At 68.9% G+C, this 20620-nt stretch carries 21 protein-coding genes and 3 pseudogenes; 14 read left to right on the forward strand and 10 right to left on the reverse strand.

The window, feature by feature from the left end; genetic code table 11:
- Positions 1-624: hypothetical protein (locus AB0M27_RS40380; RefSeq protein WP_365729907.1), on the forward strand; the 624-nt coding region annotated here is incomplete at its 5' end.
- 112 nt (positions 625-736) lie between these two features.
- Positions 737-1060, forward strand: coding sequence for a hypothetical protein (locus tag AB0M27_RS40385; RefSeq protein WP_365729909.1), 324 nt, complete (start codon positions 737-739; stop codon positions 1058-1060).
- Between the two features lie 17 nt (positions 1061-1077).
- On the opposite strand, the gene AB0M27_RS40390 is transcribed toward AB0M27_RS40385, so the two are convergent.
- Complete coding sequence (locus tag AB0M27_RS40390; protein ID WP_365729918.1) at positions 1078-2403, reverse strand: MFS transporter; 1326 nt, start codon at positions 2401-2403, stop codon at positions 1078-1080.
- 556 nt (positions 2404-2959) lie between these two features.
- On the opposite strand from AB0M27_RS40390, the pseudogene AB0M27_RS40395 reads away from it, so the two are divergent.
- Positions 2960-3102: pseudogene (locus AB0M27_RS40395) on the forward strand (IS5/IS1182 family transposase); the annotation flags it as partial.
- Positions 3103-3301: 199 nt separating this feature from the next.
- On the opposite strand, the gene AB0M27_RS40400 reads toward AB0M27_RS40395, so the two are convergent.
- The 6 genes and pseudogenes from AB0M27_RS40400 to AB0M27_RS40425 form a co-directional block, all read right to left on the reverse strand.
- On the reverse strand, positions 3302-3787 hold the full coding sequence (locus tag AB0M27_RS40400) for an ATP-binding protein (RefSeq protein ID WP_365729920.1): 486 nt from the start codon (positions 3785-3787) through the stop codon (positions 3302-3304).
- A 168-nt stretch (positions 3788-3955) separates the two neighbouring features.
- On the reverse strand, positions 3956-4708 hold the full coding sequence (locus AB0M27_RS40405; protein WP_365729922.1) for an SDR family oxidoreductase: 753 nt from the start codon (positions 4706-4708) through the stop codon (positions 3956-3958).
- A gap of 3 nt (positions 4709-4711) precedes the next feature.
- Positions 4712-5086: a hypothetical protein gene (locus AB0M27_RS40410; protein ID WP_365729923.1), complete on the reverse strand. Its 375-nt coding sequence runs from the start codon at positions 5084-5086 to the stop codon at positions 4712-4714.
- Positions 5087-5254: 168 nt separating this feature from the next.
- Entirely contained in the window at positions 5255-6190 is a 936-nt protein-coding gene (locus AB0M27_RS40415; protein ID WP_365729925.1) for a DMT family transporter, read from the reverse strand.
- A gap of 89 nt (positions 6191-6279) precedes the next feature.
- Positions 6280-6597, reverse strand: a pseudogene (locus tag AB0M27_RS40420) (XdhC family protein); the annotation flags it as partial.
- Positions 6598-6665: 68 nt separating this feature from the next.
- The gene (locus tag AB0M27_RS40425; protein ID WP_365729927.1) at positions 6666-6989 is read right to left on the reverse strand and encodes a helix-turn-helix domain-containing protein; all 324 of its coding nucleotides are present in this window, start codon (positions 6987-6989) and stop codon (positions 6666-6668) included.
- Between the two features lie 467 nt (positions 6990-7456).
- On the opposite strand from AB0M27_RS40425, the gene AB0M27_RS40430 reads away from it, so the two are divergent.
- From AB0M27_RS40430 to AB0M27_RS40445, 4 genes are all read left to right on the forward strand, one after another.
- Positions 7457-8206: an SDR family oxidoreductase gene (locus tag AB0M27_RS40430; RefSeq protein ID WP_365729928.1), complete on the forward strand. Its 750-nt coding sequence runs from the start codon at positions 7457-7459 to the stop codon at positions 8204-8206.
- A gap of 191 nt (positions 8207-8397) precedes the next feature.
- A complete protein-coding gene (locus tag AB0M27_RS40435; RefSeq protein WP_365729930.1) occupies positions 8398-9609 on the forward strand; it encodes an NAD(P) transhydrogenase subunit alpha in 1212 nt (403 codons plus the stop codon).
- Positions 9610-9611: 2 nt separating this feature from the next.
- Entirely contained in the window at positions 9612-9935 is a 324-nt protein-coding gene (locus AB0M27_RS40440; RefSeq protein ID WP_365729932.1) for an NAD(P) transhydrogenase subunit alpha, read from the forward strand.
- Positions 9928-11328 carry an NAD(P)(+) transhydrogenase (Re/Si-specific) subunit beta gene (locus tag AB0M27_RS40445; protein WP_365729934.1) on the forward strand — a complete coding sequence of 467 codons (1401 nt, stop codon included), beginning with the start codon at positions 9928-9930 and terminating at the stop codon, positions 11326-11328. Before AB0M27_RS40440 ends, AB0M27_RS40445 begins: the two co-directional genes overlap by 8 nt.
- Positions 11329-11502: 174 nt before the next feature.
- Here AB0M27_RS40445 and AB0M27_RS40450 read toward each other — a convergent pair.
- Together AB0M27_RS40450 and AB0M27_RS40455 are read right to left on the reverse strand one after the other, a co-directional pair.
- Positions 11503-12001 (reverse strand): annotated as a pseudogene (locus AB0M27_RS40450) (pyridine nucleotide-disulfide oxidoreductase); the annotation flags it as partial.
- Between the two features lie 363 nt (positions 12002-12364).
- Positions 12365-12913: a carboxymuconolactone decarboxylase family protein gene (locus AB0M27_RS40455; RefSeq protein WP_365729940.1), complete on the reverse strand. Its 549-nt coding sequence runs from the start codon at positions 12911-12913 to the stop codon at positions 12365-12367.
- Between the two features lie 141 nt (positions 12914-13054).
- On the opposite strand from AB0M27_RS40455, the gene AB0M27_RS40460 reads away from it, so the two are divergent.
- From AB0M27_RS40460 to AB0M27_RS40470, 3 genes are all read left to right on the forward strand, one after another.
- The gene (locus AB0M27_RS40460) at positions 13055-13684 is read left to right on the forward strand and encodes an ABATE domain-containing protein (protein ID WP_365729941.1); all 630 of its coding nucleotides are present in this window, start codon (positions 13055-13057) and stop codon (positions 13682-13684) included.
- Between the two features lie 11 nt (positions 13685-13695).
- Positions 13696-14526, forward strand: a complete 831-nt coding sequence (locus AB0M27_RS40465; RefSeq protein ID WP_365729943.1) for an alpha/beta fold hydrolase — start codon at positions 13696-13698, stop codon at positions 14524-14526.
- 383 nt (positions 14527-14909) lie between these two features.
- Positions 14910-15809: a LysR family transcriptional regulator gene (locus tag AB0M27_RS40470; RefSeq protein WP_365729945.1), complete on the forward strand. Its 900-nt coding sequence runs from the start codon at positions 14910-14912 to the stop codon at positions 15807-15809.
- A gap of 36 nt (positions 15810-15845) precedes the next feature.
- Here the strand turns inward: AB0M27_RS40470 and AB0M27_RS40475 are convergent, their stop codons facing one another.
- Positions 15846-16610 (reverse strand): SDR family oxidoreductase, encoded by a 765-nt coding sequence (locus tag AB0M27_RS40475; protein WP_365729947.1) that lies wholly within the window; start codon positions 16608-16610, stop codon positions 15846-15848.
- Between the two features lie 825 nt (positions 16611-17435).
- On the opposite strand from AB0M27_RS40475, the gene AB0M27_RS40480 reads away from it, so the two are divergent.
- From AB0M27_RS40480 to AB0M27_RS40495, 4 genes are all read left to right on the forward strand, one after another.
- Positions 17436-17909, forward strand: a complete 474-nt coding sequence (locus AB0M27_RS40480) for a hypothetical protein (protein ID WP_365729948.1) — start codon at positions 17436-17438, stop codon at positions 17907-17909.
- 198 nt (positions 17910-18107) lie between these two features.
- Positions 18108-18461: an SDR family oxidoreductase gene (locus AB0M27_RS40485; protein WP_365729950.1), complete on the forward strand. Its 354-nt coding sequence runs from the start codon at positions 18108-18110 to the stop codon at positions 18459-18461.
- A gap of 666 nt (positions 18462-19127) precedes the next feature.
- Positions 19128-19610, forward strand: coding sequence for a TetR/AcrR family transcriptional regulator (locus AB0M27_RS40490; RefSeq protein ID WP_365729954.1), 483 nt, complete (start codon positions 19128-19130; stop codon positions 19608-19610).
- Positions 19611-19698: 88 nt separating this feature from the next.
- On the forward strand, positions 19699-20112 hold the full coding sequence (locus AB0M27_RS40495) for an integrase core domain-containing protein (RefSeq protein ID WP_365729952.1): 414 nt from the start codon (positions 19699-19701) through the stop codon (positions 20110-20112).
- Positions 20113-20620 lie beyond the last annotated feature (508 nt).

Here is a 20620-nt window from a genome sequence, read left to right on the forward strand (position 1 = left end):
CGCCAGCCAGGCAGCGACCGAACCAGTGAACCTGAAACCACGTCAACCCGCCCTGACCTGCTAGTCAGCCACTCCCGCGCAGCGGGGGAACCTCACTACATCGCCGGCTCCAAGCTGGCCTGGGCGAATGTGCATCCGCATGTGTTCATGGAGAACCTGCTGGGCATCAACCGGCTGCGCGACGGCCAGATGGTGTGGCCGATGGGCGACAAGCAGGTCGGCTGGATCGCAGGCGACGACATCGCAGCGGTCGTGGCCAAGGTCCTGACCGAAGGTCCCGAGACGCATGCGGGCAAGGACTACTACCTGTCCGCCGATCTCCTCAACGGCGCCGAGGTGGCCGAGGTCCTCACCGACGCCCTCGGACGGGAGATCCCCGCGCTGGTCCTGACCCCGGACGATCTGCAACGCATGATCGATGCCGGGCTGGACACCGCGCCCGCCAACATGGACGCCGCGTACGCAGCCAGCACACTGATCTGGGCGCGACAGACCTACGAGGGCCGCTTCGACTACTCCGCGGTCACCACCAGCACGGTCCAGAACCTGCTCGGCCGAGAGCCCATCCACCTCGGCTCATGGGCCACCGCACACCGCCAGGAACTGCTCGACCAGCTCTCCTGACTGCTACGGCAGAGCTCGTGCGACGCGAGCGTGTTGTGCCCCCCATGACCGCGCGGCCGACTTCTTCGACCGCTTGCGGAGCGAGGGCCGGTCGCGTGGACGATCAGAGCAGGTGAAGATCGGCCAGCCGCTCGGCGAACACAGCCCGCCACAGAGCGATGAACCGCTCGCCGTCCAAGAACGCATCGATCCTGGCCAGGCGCGCGCGGTGCAGGACACCTGGTGGGAGATGCTGCCGGAGCAGGCGTGGCAGCTGCCGGTCGAGGCAAACCCGACTTCTTCAGGAGGGCGACTCACCGGACAGACCCTAAGACAAGGGGCGAGTGGGCGGCAGGGTCGTTGGACCGTCTCGATGTATGTGTCCCTCGCCTTAACCGTGCTGCGGCGGAAAGAAATGGACTCGTCTAGAGCAATACCTGATCGATGGCATCAGTGAGACCACTGGTCGATCGGTTAGAACGCGAACTCCCTTGGTGTCGTGCTGCGGTGGACGTGCTGAGAGGTCTGGCTCTCCAACGGCCGCGTCGTCCCGCCGTCAGCCCGCAACGCGGCCAGCAGCTGGGCGCTCCCCAACCCAATACAGCAGGGCAGGAGCGGCATGGCCGCGCCGAGGGCAGCCACCGCGGTCCAGCCTCCGAGGCGGTAGACGATCGTGCCGAGCTGGGAACCGAGCGCCCCTCCGATGAAGAAGGTGGCGACGAAGGCGCTGTTGAGGCGTGCGCGGGCGTTGGGATCCAGTCGGTAGATAGTGTGCTGGCCGAGGATGAGGCTGGTCTGCACCGCCATGTCGAGCAGGATGGCGGCCAGCGCGAGGAGGACGATGCTGTGCCGGCCAAGGCTGGCGGCCACGAAGGCGACCGCCGCGACGGCGAAGGCGGCGCCGGTCATCGGGCGCGCCAGCTCGAGGTCAGCCCAGCGGCCGGCCAGCGGCGCCACAGCCGCGCCCCCCGCACCGACCAGGGCGAATATTCCGACACCGATCGCAGAGTAAAGGAATCCTGGGCCGGTCAGCACGAAGGAGACGGTGGTCCAGAAGGCGCTGAACGCGCCGAACATCGCCGCCTGATACAGCCCTCGACGCCTCAACGCCGAGTGGGTGCGTACCAGCTGGACGGTGGACCGGAGCACCTGGTGGTAGGGGACGCCGGTGGTCGGAGCATGCTCGGGCAGCGCGAAGCGCAGGGCGATGGCGAGGAGCGCCATCAGGACCGCGGAGCCGAAGTAGACCACGCGCCAGCCCGCGACGTCGGAGACCAGGCTGCTGAGCGTGCGGGAGAGCAGGATGCCAGTGAGTAGACCGCTCATCACCCGGCCGACAATCCGGCCCCGGGCGTGGTCGGGGGCCAGACTCGCGGCGAAGGGCACCAGGATCTGGGCCACGACCGAGGTGAATCCGCTGATCAGCGAGGCGATGAGGAGCATCGGGAAGCTGGTGGCGGCGCCGGCCGCGGCCAGGGCGAGCGTGGTGACTGCCAAGAGGACGATGACGAGCCGGCGTTTCTCGAGTCGGTCGCCGAGCGGGACCAGGAACAGCATGCCCACCGCAAAGCCCACCTGCGTGATCGTGATGAGCCCGCCGACAGTGGCGGTGCCTATGCGGAAGACGTCACGCAGCGACGACAAAAGGGGCTGGGCGTAGTAGAGATTGGCGGCCGTCGTGCCGCAGGCGACCGCCAGGAGCGCCACCAGCCACCCCGGTATACCGGGCGCGGCTTTCAGGGATGCGGTGCTGCGTGCAGTGGGTTCGGGTGAACGGGGGGAGCCGGGATCGGCGGACATCGGCACGGGCACCCTTCTTGGGCGTGGGTCTCAAGCAGTCGACGGGTGCGTCGGCGCTCGCATGAGCGCAAGCGCTCGCCAGGGCTGGGCACTGTTCGGACCTGACAACGTCGTCGGCTCTCCGCGCCATACCGCTGGTGCCAACGCAATTGCTGAGAGCCGCCATAAGCCAGGCTTCGGAGTGCTGTCTGTCGCACCGGTTGCACATCGGGCGTTGGGTGCAATGTGGGCGTGCTGTCGGGCGTACCACGGGGAGGTTCGGACGCACTCGACTTGCGGCGGGGGAAGCCAGCGTGGTTGCCACACGTCCGGGCCCCAGCTCCCACCATTGCGTACGGCGGGGTGCTCGCTGTCAGAGTTGCGGCCCGGGGCCGCGGCGGCGTCCACGCGAGCCGAGCTCCCGCGAGTTACTTGCGCTGGGCCTCTTCGTTTTGCGACGACCGTCCCGTCGTCGGGGACAGACGGGAGCGCGACGAGGCGTGAACGGCCGAGCGCACAAGCTCGGCCGCTCACGGCCGAGAAGGTGACCACCAACGACTGCACTCAGTTCACCGCCGTGATGGAAGCGATACGAGTGCCCCGCATCGGCCCCGCGCGCGGCCCGCCCACGTCCTGGGCGACAAGGGCTACAGCTCCCGGGCCATCCGCACCTGGCTGCGTCGGCGCGGCATCGGCCACACTATCCCCGAGCGGGCCGACTAGGTGTGATCATTGTGGCCGTGCGGTGCCGCCCGGAACAGCAGCTGGGCGATACGCCACCCCCGGGGCGAACACGTGCCTGATGCGGCGCTTCAGCCGGCGGCCTGGACCCGGTCATGGTTGTTGGGGGCGGCGGTCGCCGTGCGCCGGTGTGGCCACGGCTGCGGACGGAGATGTGTTCTGGGGCGGGCGGCCTGTATCAGGCCGCCGCGCAGCGTTCCACCGAGGTGTCGGGGAGGGACTGTACCCGCAGCCAGGCGCAGGCCAGGCATCGGCGTGCGCCCTCGCGGAATTCGACCCGGTCTGCCAGGTGCTCGATGATCCCTACACCGCGTCCGTGCTCGTCGGGATCAAGGCCCGCGTGGGGGTGGGGGACACGCGGGCCGGTGTCGGCGACGGCGATGCGGAGGGTTACGTCGTTGAGCGTCAGCAGCAGTGTCATGTCGGTGCGGCCGTGCTGGACTGCGTTGATGGCCAGCTCATCGACGATGAGCACGGCAGCTTCCCGTTTCGCGTCGCCGATTTGCCAGAGGCGGAGAAGATCGTTGGTGAAACGACGCAGGCTCTCCACGAGTGCCGCCTGAGCGGGGAGTGTCATCGCGGCGGACTTCGGCACCTTCTCGAAGCTGTCGTCCGCCTGTGCACTGTTGGTCGGTAGATGCAGCGCGGTGCCGTCCCCTCGCATGAGGTGCCTCCTTGCGGTAGGTCCCAAATCGCCCTTGTTAACCCGGGGGTGACGCGTCGCGTCCCCCGCTGTATAGCGATGACCGTCCGCACTCAGGTCGGGCGGTGCTTGGGCGTGTGCGGGCCACCGTCACCGGCGGACCGCACAGGCCCCGAACCCGGTGCGGTGTCAGACCGCCACGCGGCCGCCGTCGACCGGCAGCACCGCGCCGTGGATGAAGCTCGCCGCGTCGCTGGCCAGGAAGGCGATGGCCTCGGCGATCTCCCCGGGCTCGCCGGGTCGCCCGGCGGGCGCCTGCGCGGCCAGAGCCTTCAGGTCCTCGCCCATGCCGGCGGTGCCCTCGGTACGGGTCGGCCCCGGCTCGACGGCGTTGACCCGGACACCGCGCGGGCCGTACTCGGCGGCCCACGACTTGGTGAGCAGGTTCAGCGCCGCCTTGCTCGACCCGTACAGCGCCATCCCCGGCACCCCGTACTCAGCGACCATGGTGCCCACGTTGATGATCGCCCCGTAGCCGCGCTCCGCCATCGCCGGAGCAAGCTCGGCCACCAGGTAGAACGGCGCCTTGACGTTCAGGGCGTAGACGGCGTCGACATCGCCCTCCGACGCCTGCTCCGTCGGCCCGAACGGGTAGATCCCTGCATTGTTGACCAGGATGTCCACCCGGCCACCGCCCAGCTCCCTGGCATCGCGCGCCAACTGTCGCACGGACGCAGCGTTCCGCAGATCGGCTGCGACGAAGTCCGCCTTGCCGCCGCGGCTGCGGATGGCGCCGACCACTGTCTCGCCGCGCGCCTGGTCCCGGCCGGCGACCAGCACGTGCGCGCCCCGCTCGGCCAGCTTCGCCGCGGTGGCCGCGCCGATGCCGCTGGTCGCACCGGTCACCAGTGCGACGCTCCCGGCAATGTAGGTAGAACTCATGAGTCAATCCTTCGCTTCTGTCATGGCCTTGTCCGGGTGGGCGATACCGCTTCTCCCGGCTGTCCGTCGCCTCGTGACCGAGGTGACGTCCGTCATCAGCGCGTGGTGCCTGCCGGAGATTTCGTGTCGGTGATAGGGGATGCTGATGGCGGTCATAACCTCCGCTGACAGGGCGGGATGACCTCGAATAATCGCCTCCGGGCGGCGCATTTCCCGCACGGTGTTGTCAGGCCGAAGGCCGCGAGGAGCGAATGTCATCCCGCAGCTGAGAACTGGTTCGGCTTTCACCCCCTGCACCAGGTCGGCGACGGTCAGACCTTCCAGCGCCGTGCCGAGTCGAGCTGCCTCTGCGATGCGACGGCCGACGTGATGACGCATCACAATCGGATGAAAGCGACCAGTGATCGAGGTGCTGCGCGTCCGCCCCGGTGAGGACCGGGAGCCCCGCGTGATGCTGGTCTGGGCTGGTCTGACCCCGGCTGGTGCTGATCGTGGAAGAGCAGACGGGGCGCTGCTCCCGCTGGCAGCGTGAGTTGGAAATCCCGCTCAACCGCCTCCGAAGGAGACAACTCCTCTTCCTTCAGGCGGGGGAGCAGTCAAGTCGTATTTGGCCGCGCTGGGGGGGACGCAGTCCTCCAGGCACTTGGTCCGGGCGAGAGCGAGTGAGCTGCCGCACAACACGCCGAACCCCAGGAAGGCAGGGACCAGCCACCAGCCGGTACGCGGCTGTTCGGCGTACAGGACGATGCCCAGGCAGAAGCTGGCCACCGCGTCCCCCAACGTCAGCGCCGGCTGCGAGGCGATCAGCGGCCCTGCCTGCATCGCCGTCTCGAGAAGAAGCAGGGCACCTGCTCCTACGACACCGAAGGAGTACGTCTGCCACGCACGGAGAAAGCCGCCAACGCCCTTGCTGGCGAACACATCGGCAGCCGACTTGATCAGAGCGGCGGTCAAGGCGTTGCCTATGGCCGCCGCCGCGCCCAAGGACGCCGCACGCGTCATTCCCGCGGGCCGCCGAAGGTCGGTCAGCGTCAGCACCACGCCGAGTGCGCCGGTGACGGCCAGCACCGGCGCCCACAAGAGTCCTGGTACCTGCTCGCGCCCGCCCCCGGGAGCCATGGAGAACAGGAACACCGTCAAACCGGCGGCGATACCCGCCACGCTGATCCATGCCGCTCTGGATTGGTGAACGTGGAACACCGCACCACCGATCACCAGCGCCAAGGGGAGTTCAAGCACAAAGACGGGCTGCACCACGGCCAGAGCCCCGGTTGCCAACGCAAGGCCCTGCAAGAGTGCCGCTGCGACGACGGCCAGCATTCCGCACAACCAGCTGGGGGTGCGGGCAAGGTCGCGAAGCAATCCGGGACGAAGGGACGGGGAAGCAGGAACCGACAGTACCGCGCGGCGCTGAAGAACAGTACCCAGAGCGTTACTTCCTGCAGCCAACAAGGCGAAGAAGGCAGACAACGCAACGATCAACTTCAGTTCCCCTCAGCACCCCTGAATTGCCAGACGCGTTTCGCAGCAGGGCCGTACCGGTTTGAGTCGGACGATGGCGCCTTGTGTGCTCAGCCGGCCATCGCTGCCGGTGTCCTGTCGTGGTGCAGGGGCCGGTGGGCGCCGGTGAGCGGGACGCCGCTGCCTCCGCGGCGGCCGGCGACGATCTCCGAGGCGATGGACAGGGTCGTCTCCTCGGGCGTACGGGCGCCGAGGTCCAGTCCGATCGGGGAGCGCATGCGGGCCAGCTCCAGCTCACTGACGCCCACCTCGCGCAGACGCTCGTTGCGGTCCAGGTGGGTGCGGCGCGAGCCCATCGCGCCGACGTAGGCGACCGGGAGCCTGAGCGCCAGGCGGAGCAGCGGGACGTCGAACTTGGCGTCGTGGGTTGCGCTCGGTCACGGACGGCGGGCGTGGCGAGGGCTTTGAGAAGTGATCTGCGGATGCGGCCGCCGGCTCAGGCGTGGGTGGCCGCCTGCGCGCGGACCAGATCGAGCAGGCCGGGAAAGCGGCTCTCCAACTCGGCCCGGCGGAGCCTGACCTTGCGGCTGTTGCCGTAGTCGTTCTGCCGTATCAGCCCGGACTCCCGCAGGATGCGGAAATGGTGAGTGAGCGTCGACTTGGACAAGTCGAGAGGGAACGATGCGCACGTTCGCTCGATGTCCTCGCCCTCCGCGCAAAGTTCCTCGATCACCCGGCGTCGGTGAGGGTCCGCCAGTGCGGCAAAGATTGTGCCGAGGTCCATCTCTTCGATGTCGGGGTGGCCTTCGCTGTCCGGCATGACTTTCCTCCCCAGGTACGTGATTCATCGTAACTGTATTCGGCGGCCGTGCGACGGGTTGATGGCGGCATGCAAGACGAGCCGGCAGCACATCAGCCGACCTGCGGTCGCCTGGCATGTGATCCGCCCCCCGTGCGGCGGGCGGCCTGGTGGACCGGTCTCTCGGCCTGCCAGGGCCTTTCCTTTCGTTAGCGTGGGTGGTTGTGCTCCCGCCGTTGGGCGGACCGCTGCGGGATGGCCCGGCCGGGAGCCGGCCGGGCCATCCGGCACACCGCAGTTTTGCTTATGGCCGCCAAAAGCAGCTGCAAGAGGGGAAAGGAATCCCCTGATCAGGCTGGCGATTGACAGTCTTCGACGGTGTTTGGGCCCGACTTGCTTCACATTCGGGAAGCGCCTATCCATAGGTACGACACATTTCGTACCTACTGTTTGCGGGGTCATCTCCGCCTCGCAGAAAGGTGTTTCTCGTGGAGTTCGAGAATCAGACCGCTCTCGTCACTGGCAGCACGTCCGGCATCGGCCGTGAGACCGCGCTCCTGCTGGCCCAGAAGGGCGCGTTCGTCATTGTCTCCGGCCGTAATGCCGCCAAGGGTGCCGACACCGTCGCAGCCATCGAGGCCGCCGGCGGCAAGGCCAGGTTCGTCGCCGCGGACCTCAGCGATCTGGATTCGGTCCGGCGCCTGGCCGAGGAGGCCGGTGAGGTGGACGTCCTGGTCAACAATGCCGGCGCCTACCCGTTCGCGCCCACGCTGGAGCAGGGCCTGGACACATTCGAGACCCTGGTTCAGACCAATGTGCGCGGCACGTTCTTCCTCACCCAAGCACTGGTGGCGAATATGGCGGCCAAGGGGTCCGGCAGCGTCGTGAATGTCAGCACGGTCGCCGCTCTGGCCGGCATTGCCGGCACGTCCGTCTACGGCGCCTCGAAGGCGGCCGTGGACTCGTTCACCCGTGCCTGGGCCGTCGAGTTCGGGGGCCGTGGGGTGCGCTTCAACGCGGTGGCCCCTGGCCACACGAAGACCGACAACGTGACGGACATGATCGGCGAGGAGGACTTCGAGGCGCTGGGGGCGAGGGTGCCGCTGGGGCGCCTGGGCTCGGCCCGTGAGATCGCCGAAGCCATCGTCTTCCTTGCCTCACCCCGCGCCAGCTACATCACCGGCGTCACTCTCGCCGCGGACGGCGGCTTCATGGCCCTCGGTATCGCCGCTCAGTAAGCGACCGAGGCCGCGAGGCCAAAGCGGAGAGCCCCCCGGCAGCCCCGTTGTGGCCTCGCGGCGGCCTCCCGCGCAGGCGCGGCTCCTGCGCCGCTCGTAACGCCGTGACCGCTGCGAAAAACACGGTTCGCACCTATCCCCCTCAAGCCCACGCGCCGCCTCGATGAGGCGGCGGTGAAAGGACGACGCAGATGCAGATCGGCGTCATACACGAACACACTCCCGGAGAGACTCGCGTCGCTCTCACCCCGAACGAGGTTCCATCCCTCACCGACGACGGACACGAGGTGATCGTCGAATACGGCGCCGGTGAGCGGGCTGGCTACTCCGATGGCGAGTACCGCGATGCCGGCGCTTGGACCGCACCCCGCAGCGACGTCCTTGCCGCCGACCTGGTACTTCAGGTTCGCCTGTCCGGATCCGGACACCGGGCCGAGGACGCGGATACGGCACAGGACCTGAGATTGCTGCGCCCCGGCACCCTCCTGATCGGGCTCGCCAACCCGCTCAGCCATCCCGAGCCCATCCGCCGCATTGCCGAGCACGGCATCACGGCGTTCTCGCTCGACCTGCTGCCGCGCATCACCCGTGCCCAGGCCATGGACGTGCTCTCCTCGCAGTCCTCCATAGCCGGCTACCGTGCCGCCCTGCTCGCGGCGGGGCAGGTCAACAAGATGCTGCCGATGATGACCACCGCCGCAGGCAGCCTGCCCCCGGCACGGGTCCTCGTCCTCGGCGCGGGCGTCGCAGGCCTCCAGGCGATCGCCACCGCGCGCCGACTCGGAGCCGTCGTCCACGCCTACGACATCCGGGCCGCGGCACGGGAACAGGTCGAAAGCGTCGGCGGGATCTTCGTCGACCTGCCGCTCGACACCTCGTCAGCCGAAGGCACGGGCGGCTACGCCCAAGCCCAGGGGGAGGACTTCTACGTCCGCCAGCGGGAGGTCCTCGGCAACGAAGTGGCCGCCGCCGACATCGTCATCGCCACCGCCCAGGTACCCGGAAAGCCGGCGCCCCTCCTCGTGACCGAGGACATGGTCCGTGCCATGCGGCCAGGATCCGTCATTGTCGATGCCGCAGCCGCCCAGGGGGGCAACTGCGCCGTCTCCGTGCCTGACCAGACGATCGAGCACTCCGGCGTGTCCATCACCGCGCCCACCAACCTGGCGGCCGGCGCCGCAGCTCACGCCAGCCGCCTGTACGCGAGGAACATCGCCAACTTCACCCGCCACCTGATCGGCAGCGACGGGCCGCGACTCACCTCCGACGACCCGATCATCCAGGACACCCTCCTGGCCCGGGAGGGCCACGTCGTCCACTCGCAGCTGCGCGCGCTGCTGGGCCTGGATCCCATCGATCCGGCTGCGGGCGCACCGCACCCCGTCGCTTCAGAGAGAGGCTGATCATGCCCACCGCCATCGAAGCCGGCCTGTACGTCCTGGTCCTGGGCTCCATCGTCGGCCTGGAAGTCATCCGGCGCGTACCCGCGCTCCTGCACACCCCACTGATGGCGCTCACCAATGCCATCGCCGGAATCTCCCTGGTCGGCAGCCTCCTGCTGGCCGGATCCGACCGCGGATCGCTCATCACCACGCTCGGCGCCGTAGCGGTGGCCGCGTCCAGCATCAACGTCGTCGGAGGCTTCATGATCACCAACCGGATGCTGCGCATGTTCCGGCCCAGCAAAGCAGGGGCGCATGCCGCACGAAAGGCAGAAACCGATGCGTGACGTCGTCATACCCCTGCTCTACCTCGCCGCCGGCACCCTGTTCATCCTCGGCCTGCGCGGCATCACCCACCCCCGCACTGCGCGGCGCGGCCTGCTGCTCGCCGTGATCGGCATGGCCGCGGCCGTGACCGGCACCCTGATCCAAAAGGACATCGTCGACTACCGGTGGATCGTGCCGGCCGTCGTCGTCGGCGCTCTCATCGGTGGCGCCATGGCCAAGTACATGCCGATGACGGCCATGCCCGAACGCATCGCCCTCTCCCACGCCTTCGGCGCCCTGGCGGCCGGACTCGTCGGCACCGCGGAGTACTACGAGCACGCCGCCTCCCTCAGCACGTTCATCACCGCGGCGCTGATGTTCGAAGTCCTCCTCGCCTACATCACGTTCACCGGCAGCCTGATGGCCTTCGGCAAGCTCAAGGGCATCCTTCCGGGCCGGCCGACAGTCTTCGCCGGCCAGCAAGTGCTGAACCTCGTCCTGTTCAGCGCCGCCGTCCTGATCGCCCTGTGGCTGGTGGTCACCCCGACGGCCGACGCCCGGTTCCCTGTGCTGATCGCCCTGGCCGCGCTGTTCGGCATCCTGCTCGTCGTTCCCATCGGCGGCGCGGACATGCCCACCGTCATCTCCCTGCTGAACTCCTACGCCGGACTCTCCGGCGCCGCCATGGGATTCGTCCTGGACAACAAGGCCCTCATCATCGCGGGCGCTCTCGACGGCGCCTCGGGCTTCCTGCTGTCCATCATGATGAGCCGCGCCATGAACAGGTCCTTCCGCAACGTGCTGTTCGGCGCCTTCGGCCAGCTCGACGCCCCGACCCCCGGCGCGGCCGGCGAGGCCGAGGAACGCCCCGTCCGCAGCGCCACCTCGGACGAGGCCGCGATGATCCTGGAGACCGCCCGGGACGTCATCGTCGTTCCCGGCTACGGCCTGGCCGTAGCCCAGGCCCAGCACCGCATCAAGGAAGTCGGCGAGATCCTGGAGCGAGGCGGCGCCCGCGTCCGCTACGCCATCCACCCGGTTGCCGGCCGCATGCCCGGGCACATGAACGTGCTTCTGGCCGAAGCGGACGTGCCCTACGACCGGATCGTGGACATGGACACCATCAACAGGGACTTCCCCCAGGCCGATGTCGCGCTGGTCGTCGGAGCCAACGACGTCACCAATCCGGCCGCACGCACACGGCAGGACAGTCCTATCTACGGCATGCCGATCCTCGATGTCGCCTCGGCCCGCACCGTCATGGTCATCAAGCGGGGGATGAGCGCGGGATTCGCCGGGGTGGACAACGAGCTGTACTACCTCGACAAGACCCTCATGATCTTCGGTGACGCCAAGGACGTGGCGTCCAACCTCGTCCGCGAGTTGGAAAGTGTGAGCACACAGCGGGTGTGAAGAGCGTGTGCGTCCAGGCGGCGGTATCCGCCGGCTGCCCTTGCCGGCAGCCGGCGCACACCGTGGTGTGCGCAACTGCCCCGGCCGCACCGCCCTTGGCTGCCGGGGACCGGCGCGGACGGTCCCCGGCAGACCGCTGTCGTCCTCGTGCGGTGTGGCTCGGTCTTTGTCGCGTTGGTGGGCGGCGGGGAGGAAGAGCCAGATCTCTCTGACGGTGGGGAAGCAGGCGATGGCGTGCCGCAGCCGCTTGAGCGGGACTTCGCCGGCGACCGCGACGGTCGCCGAGTGCAGGAGTTCGCTGATGCCGGGGCCGACGAAGGTGACGCCGAGCAGGATGTCCCGGTCGAGGTCGACAACCATCCGGGCGTGGCCCTGGTAGCCGTCGGCGTAGAGGTTGGCGCCCTGGGCGGCGTTGAAGTCGACGGCGATGGTCTTGATGCGGTGGCCTGCCTGGGCTGCCTGCTCGGCGGTCAGGCCCACCGCGGCGGCCTCGGGGTCGGTGAAGAAGACCTGGGGGACGGCATGCTGGTCGGCGGTGGTGGCGTGGTCGCCCCAGGGGCCGTCGTCCAGCGGGCGGCGGCGCGGGTGCCGATGGCGCCGTCTGCGGTGCGGGCCTGGTATTCGCCCTGGTAGGTGAGGAGGGCGCGTGGTTGACGTGGCCGAGGGCGTGTATTCAGCGTGGGCGGCGGCCCGCTGAAGGAGCAGGGAGCACGCTCCCGCGTGGTGCGCTGGACCTGCGGCTGGGCGGGCACGTGAGTCGATTGGCGACGCGGCACTGGAGGCGGCCGTGGCCGCCTCCAGTGCCGCGGCCAGGGGTGGGCATGCCCTCGTGGGTGTCCTGCCGCAGGATGTCTTCGTGCTCGCTCGCGGGCGCAGCCCGCTGTGGCCGGAGTCGGATGGTTCACCCGCGGTCGCGGGGTCGGCTTGCGCAGCCTGTTGCCGGTGTTGCCGGGGGTGGTTGAGCCGGGGCCGGGGGGTGGGCGTGCGGGCCGCCGTTCGGCAGGACAGGGCGTGGCGGCCCGCACGGCTGGGGGCGTCAGGCGTGCTGGTGCGGCGTGACGAGGGGGAATTCGTTGTCGGTGTCGGCAACGATGTTGAAGTAGTTGGTCAGGATGTTGAGGGCGAGGTTGCCGATGACCTCGGCGATTTCGGCGTCGGTGACGCCGGCGGCCCGGGCGGTCTTGAGGGTGGCCTCATCCACGGTGCCGCGGCCGCGGGCGATGGCGTCGGAGAGGGCGAGCAGAGCTGCCGCGTGCGGGTCGGTGGACTCGGCGTGTCGGGCGCGCTCGATCTCGTCACTGTCGAGCTTGGCGACGTTCTTGCCCAGGAAGGTGTGGGCGGACAGGCAGTAGGTGCAGCGGTTGTACTCGGCCGTGGCCAGCGAGAGGCGCTCGCGGACCGGGGCGGGCAGCACGCCGCCGGCGAGCGCGCCGGACAGGCTCATCCACCCCTTGAGCAGGGCGGGGCTGTTCGCCATCGCCTTCGCCATGTTCGGGACGGAGCCGATGCTCTTCTTGAGCTCGGCGAGCAGGGTGGCGGCCTCGCCGGTGGCCTCGGTGGGGTTGATCTGGGGCAGCGCTGACATAGCGGTCTCTCCTTGTGATGCCCTTGTACCCAACCTAATGGTTGGCATGCGGTTGTAGCGTTAGGACTATGGCGCGCTATTCCCCTGCCGTCAAATGGATATTGATGGCCACATCCATTAGTCTGGTGGTATCGTGGAGGCATGATGGCCGAGGGTGTGACCACGAGCGCGCCGCTGCTGGGGGAACCGCTGCCGGTCGAGCTGATGAACACCGTCATCCTCGACCGCGGCCGCACTCACGACGCCCTCGACAGCAACGCCGACGCCACAGCCTGGCTGCGCGCGGTCGCCCACCGACTCGGAGCCGAGACCGCGATCAAGACCGATCAGCTGAACGAGGACACGGTGCGCCCGGTCGCCGGAGCACTGCGTGCACTGCGCGACGCACTGCGATACCTGGCAGCGGAGGCGACCCGGGATCCACGCCCGTCGGCCACCGCGCCCAAACCGGCGCGAGCAGAGGCGATCACCACGCTGAACGCTCTCGCGCAAGCCTGGCCCGAACTCCTCTGGCCCACCGGCGGGCAACCGTCACGTGGATATCGGGGCCCCGGAACGGCTGCGGACCTTGCCGTACAGCTCATCGCGCACCAGGCTGTCGAACTCTTCACCGGAGCCGACCGCGATCGCCTGCGCCCTTGCCTGGCACCGAACTGCCTGCTCTTCTTCATCAAGAACCACCCGCGCCGGGAATGGTGCTCCCCAGCGTGCGGCAACCGCGTGCGCGTCGCCCGCCACTACCGGCGCCACCACCCAGCCCCGCAGAGCTGAGGAAAACGCCGATGCAGAGCAAGAAGGTCGAGTTCACCGGATCGCAGGGCGCTCCGCTCGCCGCGCGGCTAGAGCTGCCCGAGGGTAAGCCGCAGGCGTACGCCCTGTTCGCGCACTGCTTCACCTGCGGTAAGGACCAGGTCGCGGCCACCCGTATCTCACGGGCGCTGACCGCGTTCGGTATCGCGGTGATGCGCTTCGACTTCACCGGTCTGGGCGGCTCCGGAGGAGACTTCGCAAACACCCACTTCAGCTCCAACGTCGACGACCTGGTGCTCGCCGCCGAGTACCTGGGTACCCGCTTCGAGGCACCGACCTTCCTCATCGGACACTCGCTCGGCGGTGCGGCGGTTCTCGCCGCACGGCACCGCATTCCCCAGGTGCGGGCGGTGGCCACGATCGCTGCACCCTTCAGCCCCGACCACGTGCTGCGTCTGCTCGGGAGGAACCGGGCGGAGATAGAGCGGCAGGGCCAGGCCGAGGTCATGCTGGCGGGCCGCACCTTTCGTATCCAACGACAATTCCTGAACGACATCGCCGCTCAGCCGCAGGCCGAACGCATCGCGAACCTCAAAGCCGCGCTGCTGGTACTCCACTCGCCGACGGACGAACTGGTGGACGTCGACAACGCGCGACGCATCTTCAACACCGCCCGCCACCCCAAATCCTTCATCGCCCTCGACGGAGCCAACCACCTGCTCACCAAGGCGGCCGACGCCGAGTACGTAGCGACCGTGCTCGCCGCCTGGGCCGGCCGCTACGCGCTCGGCCCAGCCGACCGCCACGACCTTCCAGCCGGGCAGGGCAGGAGCGCACTCGACGAACACCAGGTCGCACGCTGAACGACTGGCCTGCCGGGTCCCTTTGCCGCGCGCACGGTGCTGATCAGCCCCGACCGGATGTCCTCGTCGGCTGGGGTGGCCGGCTTCTTCCGCTCATCCGTGACAGGCCGTGACCCTGTGCCGAGTTCCGCGAACCACTCCGCCAGCCCGGGTCGGTCGCGGCGGCGGTGTACCACTGTGTCGGCGTGCCGGGTCGGATGAGGCGCTGCTGCCGGCGCGCTCACCGGCTTCAACGCACCACAGCCAACCGCAACAAGGCGGGGTATCCACTGCGGTGGCGCGATAACCACCGACGTACCCGCCAGGCGCGGCCACGTAGACACCACATGCTGTACCTCCGGCCGGCGGTGGTCCGGGCGTCCGTTGCGTGATGCGATGGGGGCATGGAGTTGCGGGAGTTGCATGCCTTTGTGGCGGTGGTCGAGGAGGGCGGCTTCTCGGCCGCGGCCCGGCGGTTGCACGTCAGCCAGCCGGCACTGTCTCAGACAGTCAGCGCGCTGGAGCGGCAGCTCAGGGTGAAGCTGCTGCTGCGCAGCAGCACCGGGGTGCGGGCCACCGATGCAGGTGCTGCCTTGCTGGGGGAGGCGCGCGCGGTCCTTGCCCGGCATGATCAGGCGCTGCGGACGATGGCCCGGTTCACGGGAGGCGGCGGCGGGGTGCTGCGGATCGGTATCCCGCTGGAGTTCCCCTCACGCCTGCTGAATCCCGCACTCGCGGAGCTGGCCGAGGCCTGTCCCGACACCCGGGTACAGGCCCGGCACCTGTCCACGGCCCAGCAACTGACCGCGCTGCAGGCCGGTGAGCTCGATCTGGGACTGCCCCGGGAGCGTCCCACCGGGCAGGAGTTCGACGCGATGCTGGTCAACCAGGAGCGGCTGGGCGTGCTGCTGGCCGCGCAGCAGGCGGCGGAGCTCGCCGGACCGGAGGGCATCGCGCTGGATGCGCTGGCGGGGCTGGTGTGGGTGGCCTTTCCCCGGTCGGACAGCCCCGCCTGGTACGACGAGCTGACCGCGATCCTGCGCAGCCACGGCCTTGACGTGGGAGTGCAGGCGCCGGAAGGGCAGCGGCTCATCGCCGAGGTAAAACTGGCGGCTGTCGCCGCCGGACATGCCTTCGCGCTCGCTCCGCCAGACTGGTCGCACCCCATCCCCGAGGGTGTGACGTGGTCACCTTTGGTGGGCCACCCCCTCATCCGCCGGACGTGGGCGGTGTGGCCGGCCGACTCACGGCGACAGGATCTCGGCCGCCTCATCGCCGCGTTCGAACAGCCGCCCAGCGAGTGATCCCACAGCGGCGGAGGCCGGGAACAGGGGGCTCGGTCAGACGGCGGTGCGGCCGCCGTCGACGGGCAGGACCGCGCCCTGCACAAAGCTGCTTGCCGCGTCGTCCGCCAGGTACACGATCGCCGCCGCGATCTCCGCAGCGGACGCCGGCCGTCCGGCGGGCGCCTGGGCGGCCAGACTCTGCAGGTCCTCCTCGGCCTGGGCGGTGGTCTCGGTCCGGGTCGGACCGACCTGGACGGCGTTCACCCGCACCCCCCGCGCGCCGTACTCGGCCGCCCACGCCTTCGTCAGCAGGTTCAACGCCGCCTTGCTCGACCCATACAGCGCCATGCCCGATACCCCGAGCGCGGCCGCGATGGTGCTCACGTTCACGATCGATCCGCCACCCCGATCAGCCATCATCGGCGCGAGTTCGGCCACCAGGTAAAAAGGGGCTTTGACGTTGAGGGCGTACACGGTGTCGAAGAGGCCCTCCTCCGTGTCCTCCGTCGGCCCGAAGGGATAGATCCCCGCATTGTTGACCAGCACGTCGACCCGGTCACCGCCCAGCCCCAGCGCGTCATGTGCCAGTCGTCGCACTGCCTGGGCATCGCCCAGGTCAGCCCTCACGAAATCCGCCCTCCCTCCGGGCTTGCGGATCGCGCTCACCACAGCCTCGCCGCGGGCGGCGTCGCGCCCCGCCACCAACACGTGTGCACCGCGCTCGGCCAGCCCTTCCGCTGCGGCCGCACCGATCCCGCTGGTCGCCCCGGTGACGAGTGCCACCTTTCCCTGCAATCCCTGCATGGATGCAGACGCCATGGCCGGACCCTTCGTCGATGATGAGGTACGCGGTCAGTGGCCCGGGGCTGGAGCACCGGACATGGCCGCACTTGCTGATCGCTCGGGCAACAGCCACCGAGCCGGGCCCAGGCGGTTGTATGGGCGCCAGACGCAAGATGCGTCCGCAACCGCCCCGGCTCTGAGGCCAAGCGGGCGCATCACCTGTCGGGGACGACGACCGCATCCCGGCTCCCGCACGCGAGCGGGGAGGAGGGGCAGTGCCATCGGGCTAGTCCCCCAGGTTGAGACATCCTCGGATCGCGGACACGCGCAACCTACGGCGCCTCGCGCGGGAAGCTCCATGCTGTCCTTCTGCGAGGGCGGCTCATCCATGGCCGCCGCCCTCCCACGGCATCACCTCCGGTCGCGCACCGCAACTGGTGTGGACAGAACACGCGAGAGCTTCAGCGGGGCCCACCGTTCTCGACGACGGCGTTCAGCCGCCGCCGACAACCGTCGATGCCGTGCAGCGCACCCTGGTCGGGGCAGGGCGCTCTTGAGCTCTTCGGCAACCCCCGTGGCGCGTCGGCCAGTACGGATCGTCCACAGGCATCCACAAGGCGCCCGAGCACCGCAACTGCCGGCCAGCCTGCGCATCGTCGTCGACGAACCGGTCACCAACGCCACCCTTCAGCGTCGTTCGCTTGCTGGCTGGCAGGTGATTCAGGCGGCAGCCAGTCGACTTATACCGGCGATCGCGACCGCCTATGGCCGCCCCGGAATCCCCCCGCAGGAACCGACGCTGTACCCACTCACGCCCGGCCGCCTGGATGGTGCGGCCGCGCATGAAACAGGGAGAGGACGATGAAGAGGTTGACCACGCGCGTCCGGGCCGCTGTCGCTTCTGCCGCGATCGCGGGCGGAGCCCTGCTCGGCACCGGCGGCCCGGCGTCCGCAGCGGTTGCGGAACCCGTTGCGCACAGTAAGGTTGCCGGCACCGTACCCGAGAACGACGGCCGCGTCGGCTATTCGGCAGGCGGACATGTTCGCGGACACGAGGGCGAACGCGACGACGGTTGGAGCGGCTACCGCGGCAGGCAGGCGGTCGGCAATCGTCCCGATCACCAGCACGACCAGCTCCGTAAGGGCAAGCAGCGCTGGGACGGACACGGCCTGTACGTCTGGTACGAAGGCCGGTGGATCGATGTGACCCTGGTCCGCGAGGCTGCGGGTGTCGACCGCTGGTACGCGGACCAGCTCCGTGAAGCCGCGACTGCCGACCGCTGGTACGCGGACCAGCTCGTTCTGGCCCGGCCGTCGGCCCGCAGCGAAGTATGAACGGCCGCAGCACATGGCGACGCACGACATCGGAGTGAAGGGCTGTGCGCTCGTTGAGAAGCGTGGCGTACGAGCTGCCTGTGTGGCTTGTCGCATCCCCCGACCTGTCGGTGTCCCTGCGCGTGGGACTACGAGTCCGGTGATGCCTACGCCGTCCGTGCCGCCTTTCACCCCCGTCGGCGAGGGCCGGACGGTGGAGTGGATCTTCAGCGATCGGTGTTCGCCGAGCTCGGCACCCCGGGCATTTCCATCTACAGCGCCAGCAAGGGCGGCGTCGCCGCACTGGCACGCGCGGCGGCGGTGGAGCTCGGGCCCGACGCGATCCGCGTCAACACCGTGAACCCGACCGTCATCCGCACACCGCTGACCGAGGGTGGTATCACGAAGGCGGAGGACGGTACCGAGTACCACCCGCACGGGGAGAACATTCCCCTCGGCCGCATCGGCGAGGCCGACGAGGTCGCCCAGGTGGTCCTCTTCCTCCTGTCCGACCGGTCCTCCTTCGTCACCGGCCAGTCGATCATGGTGGACGGCGGGCAGAGCGTGAACTGAGTGCCGACGCCCGGTGTCCTGCACGAACAGGGCACCAGGCGCCTGAAGACCCATGGACGAGGCCCCGTACGAGAACCCGTTGCGTGCTCGGCCGTCCACACGAACAGGTCCAGACACCGGCGGCGGTGGTGAGGAAGACGGCCGCGCCTCCGAGGTTCCCGGCCCGATTGGGGTGAGGGGGGTTGTCGACGTAGTGCTGCGCGCCCAGATGAGCGAGTCCGATGTGTGTGCTGGCCGCGGCCATGGCGACGGGCGCCCGTTGGTCAGTGTGCGAAGGCCATCAGGCCCTCGCACACGGTGCGCGCGCGTTACTGCGTCGCGGTGCTGTGTGGGGCACGTTTCAGGGGGTCTCCCGATCCGGATCGCTCAGCTGCCGCAACTCCTGTGAACTCATCGCACCACGGGGTCCACGTCCGGTCTGTCACCGGTCCCAAGTGAGGCTTATGGCCGCCATACGCCAAGCCGAGGGCCGGTACACCTTGGAGCCGTCGCTCTCTGTGCGTCTTCGAGCACGCGGCCGGACGGGAGCGGGTCGACCGGACGAGTCCCACCCTCATACAGGCCGACGACGCGCTCCGGCTGCGCGCCGACGCCGCACGCAACCGCGACCGAGTGCTCCTGGTCGCCAACCGTCTGGCCGCTGAGCGTGGCACAGCGAACGTGACCATGGAGGACATCGCCTCCGGTGCGGGCGTCGGCAAGGGCACCGTCTTCCGACACTTTGGCGACCGCACTGGGCTGCTGGTGGCGCTGCTCAGCCATTACGAGCAGCAACTCCAGGCCGCCGTGATCTCGGGGCCGCCGCCGCTGGACCCGGGAGCGGCTCCCGTTGAGCGGATGCTCGCCTTCGGCTCGGCTGTCATCCGCCACGAGCACGCCCACCGGGACTTTTATCTGGCCGCGGCCCACGGCGATCAAAGCCGCCGCCACACCAGCCCCGCGTACCAGTTCCGGCTGGCCCACGCCTGCCTGCTGCTGCGCGAGGCCAAAGTGGACGGCGACATCGAACTCATCGCGTCCACGCTGCTCGGCTACCTGGAGACCGTACTGCTCGACCACCTGCTCACCGGCTGCCGAATGTCCCCAGAACGCGTACAGGCCGGCTGGCACGACCTCGTCGGGCGCTACACGAGCCGATCTGCCGCCTGACGCCCTCATACCGGGGGCAGGCCCACTCCCACTCGGAAAGGCAACTCGAAGCCCTCGTTGAGCCTTTCACTGCCTACCGGGGCGTCCTATGCGTCAGGCGCGGGGCGGTGTGGCCGTGCCGTGCACCCGCTTCGAGCGGGAGGCGCGGCCGAAGACCTCCAACGACACCCCCTACATCGAAGCCCACTTCAAGACCACGAAGTACATGTCCGACTACCCCGAACGGTTCGATTCGCTGGCCCATGCCCGCGAGTGGTTCGAGGCGTTCATCACGTACTACAACCACGAGCACAGACATTCGGGGATCGGCTGGCACACACCCGCCAGCGTCCACTTCGGCACCGCCGAGGAGGTCCGCGACCAGCGAGCAGTCACCCTCACCGAGGCATACACCCGCCACCCCGAACGCTTCGGCCGCCGCCCCCGACCACCCCAGATACCCCAGCAGGCATGGATCAACGACCCGGCCAAGCGCCGGGAACCCGCACCACAAACCTCATAGCGTCACGACCGTCTCACTGGACTTGAAATCTTCCGGTCTTGCGCACGGACTGTGTGGCGGATGACTTCCTCGCCGTCGTCTACTGGGGCCTCGATGCCGTGGTGGCAGGGGCTGGCGGCGACGTGCACGTCCGGCTCGATGACGTGGCTCGCCCTCCCTACGTCAGAACCAGAACTTATAGGCGTTATTAGCGATAGGCCTCAGGCACTCGGAATCCGTCCCGTGCTCTCTCAGGTTTGCGTGTGGAGGAACGGTGCTCGGCACTATGGCCGCGTCCGAGAAAGCGGACATGCGACGGACACCGCTGCGTGTCGACACGTCGTCGAGCGGCGGCACTCCGCCCTCGATTCCGCATTGCATGACTGCCTTCGGGCAGAGGAAGAAGGCAGACCCGTGCCCCGATCAAACTCTGACACGGCAGCTGTAGTTCCGATCATGGCTGGTCCTGGAGTTCGTGTCGGCGCTGGTGGCGGGCTTGCGCGACGGCTTGATGGTGGCGGCGCCAGGC

It is taken from the genome of Streptomyces sp. NPDC052107 (assembly GCF_040680215.1).
Lineage (GTDB): Bacteria > Actinomycetota > Actinomycetes > Streptomycetales > Streptomycetaceae > Streptomyces.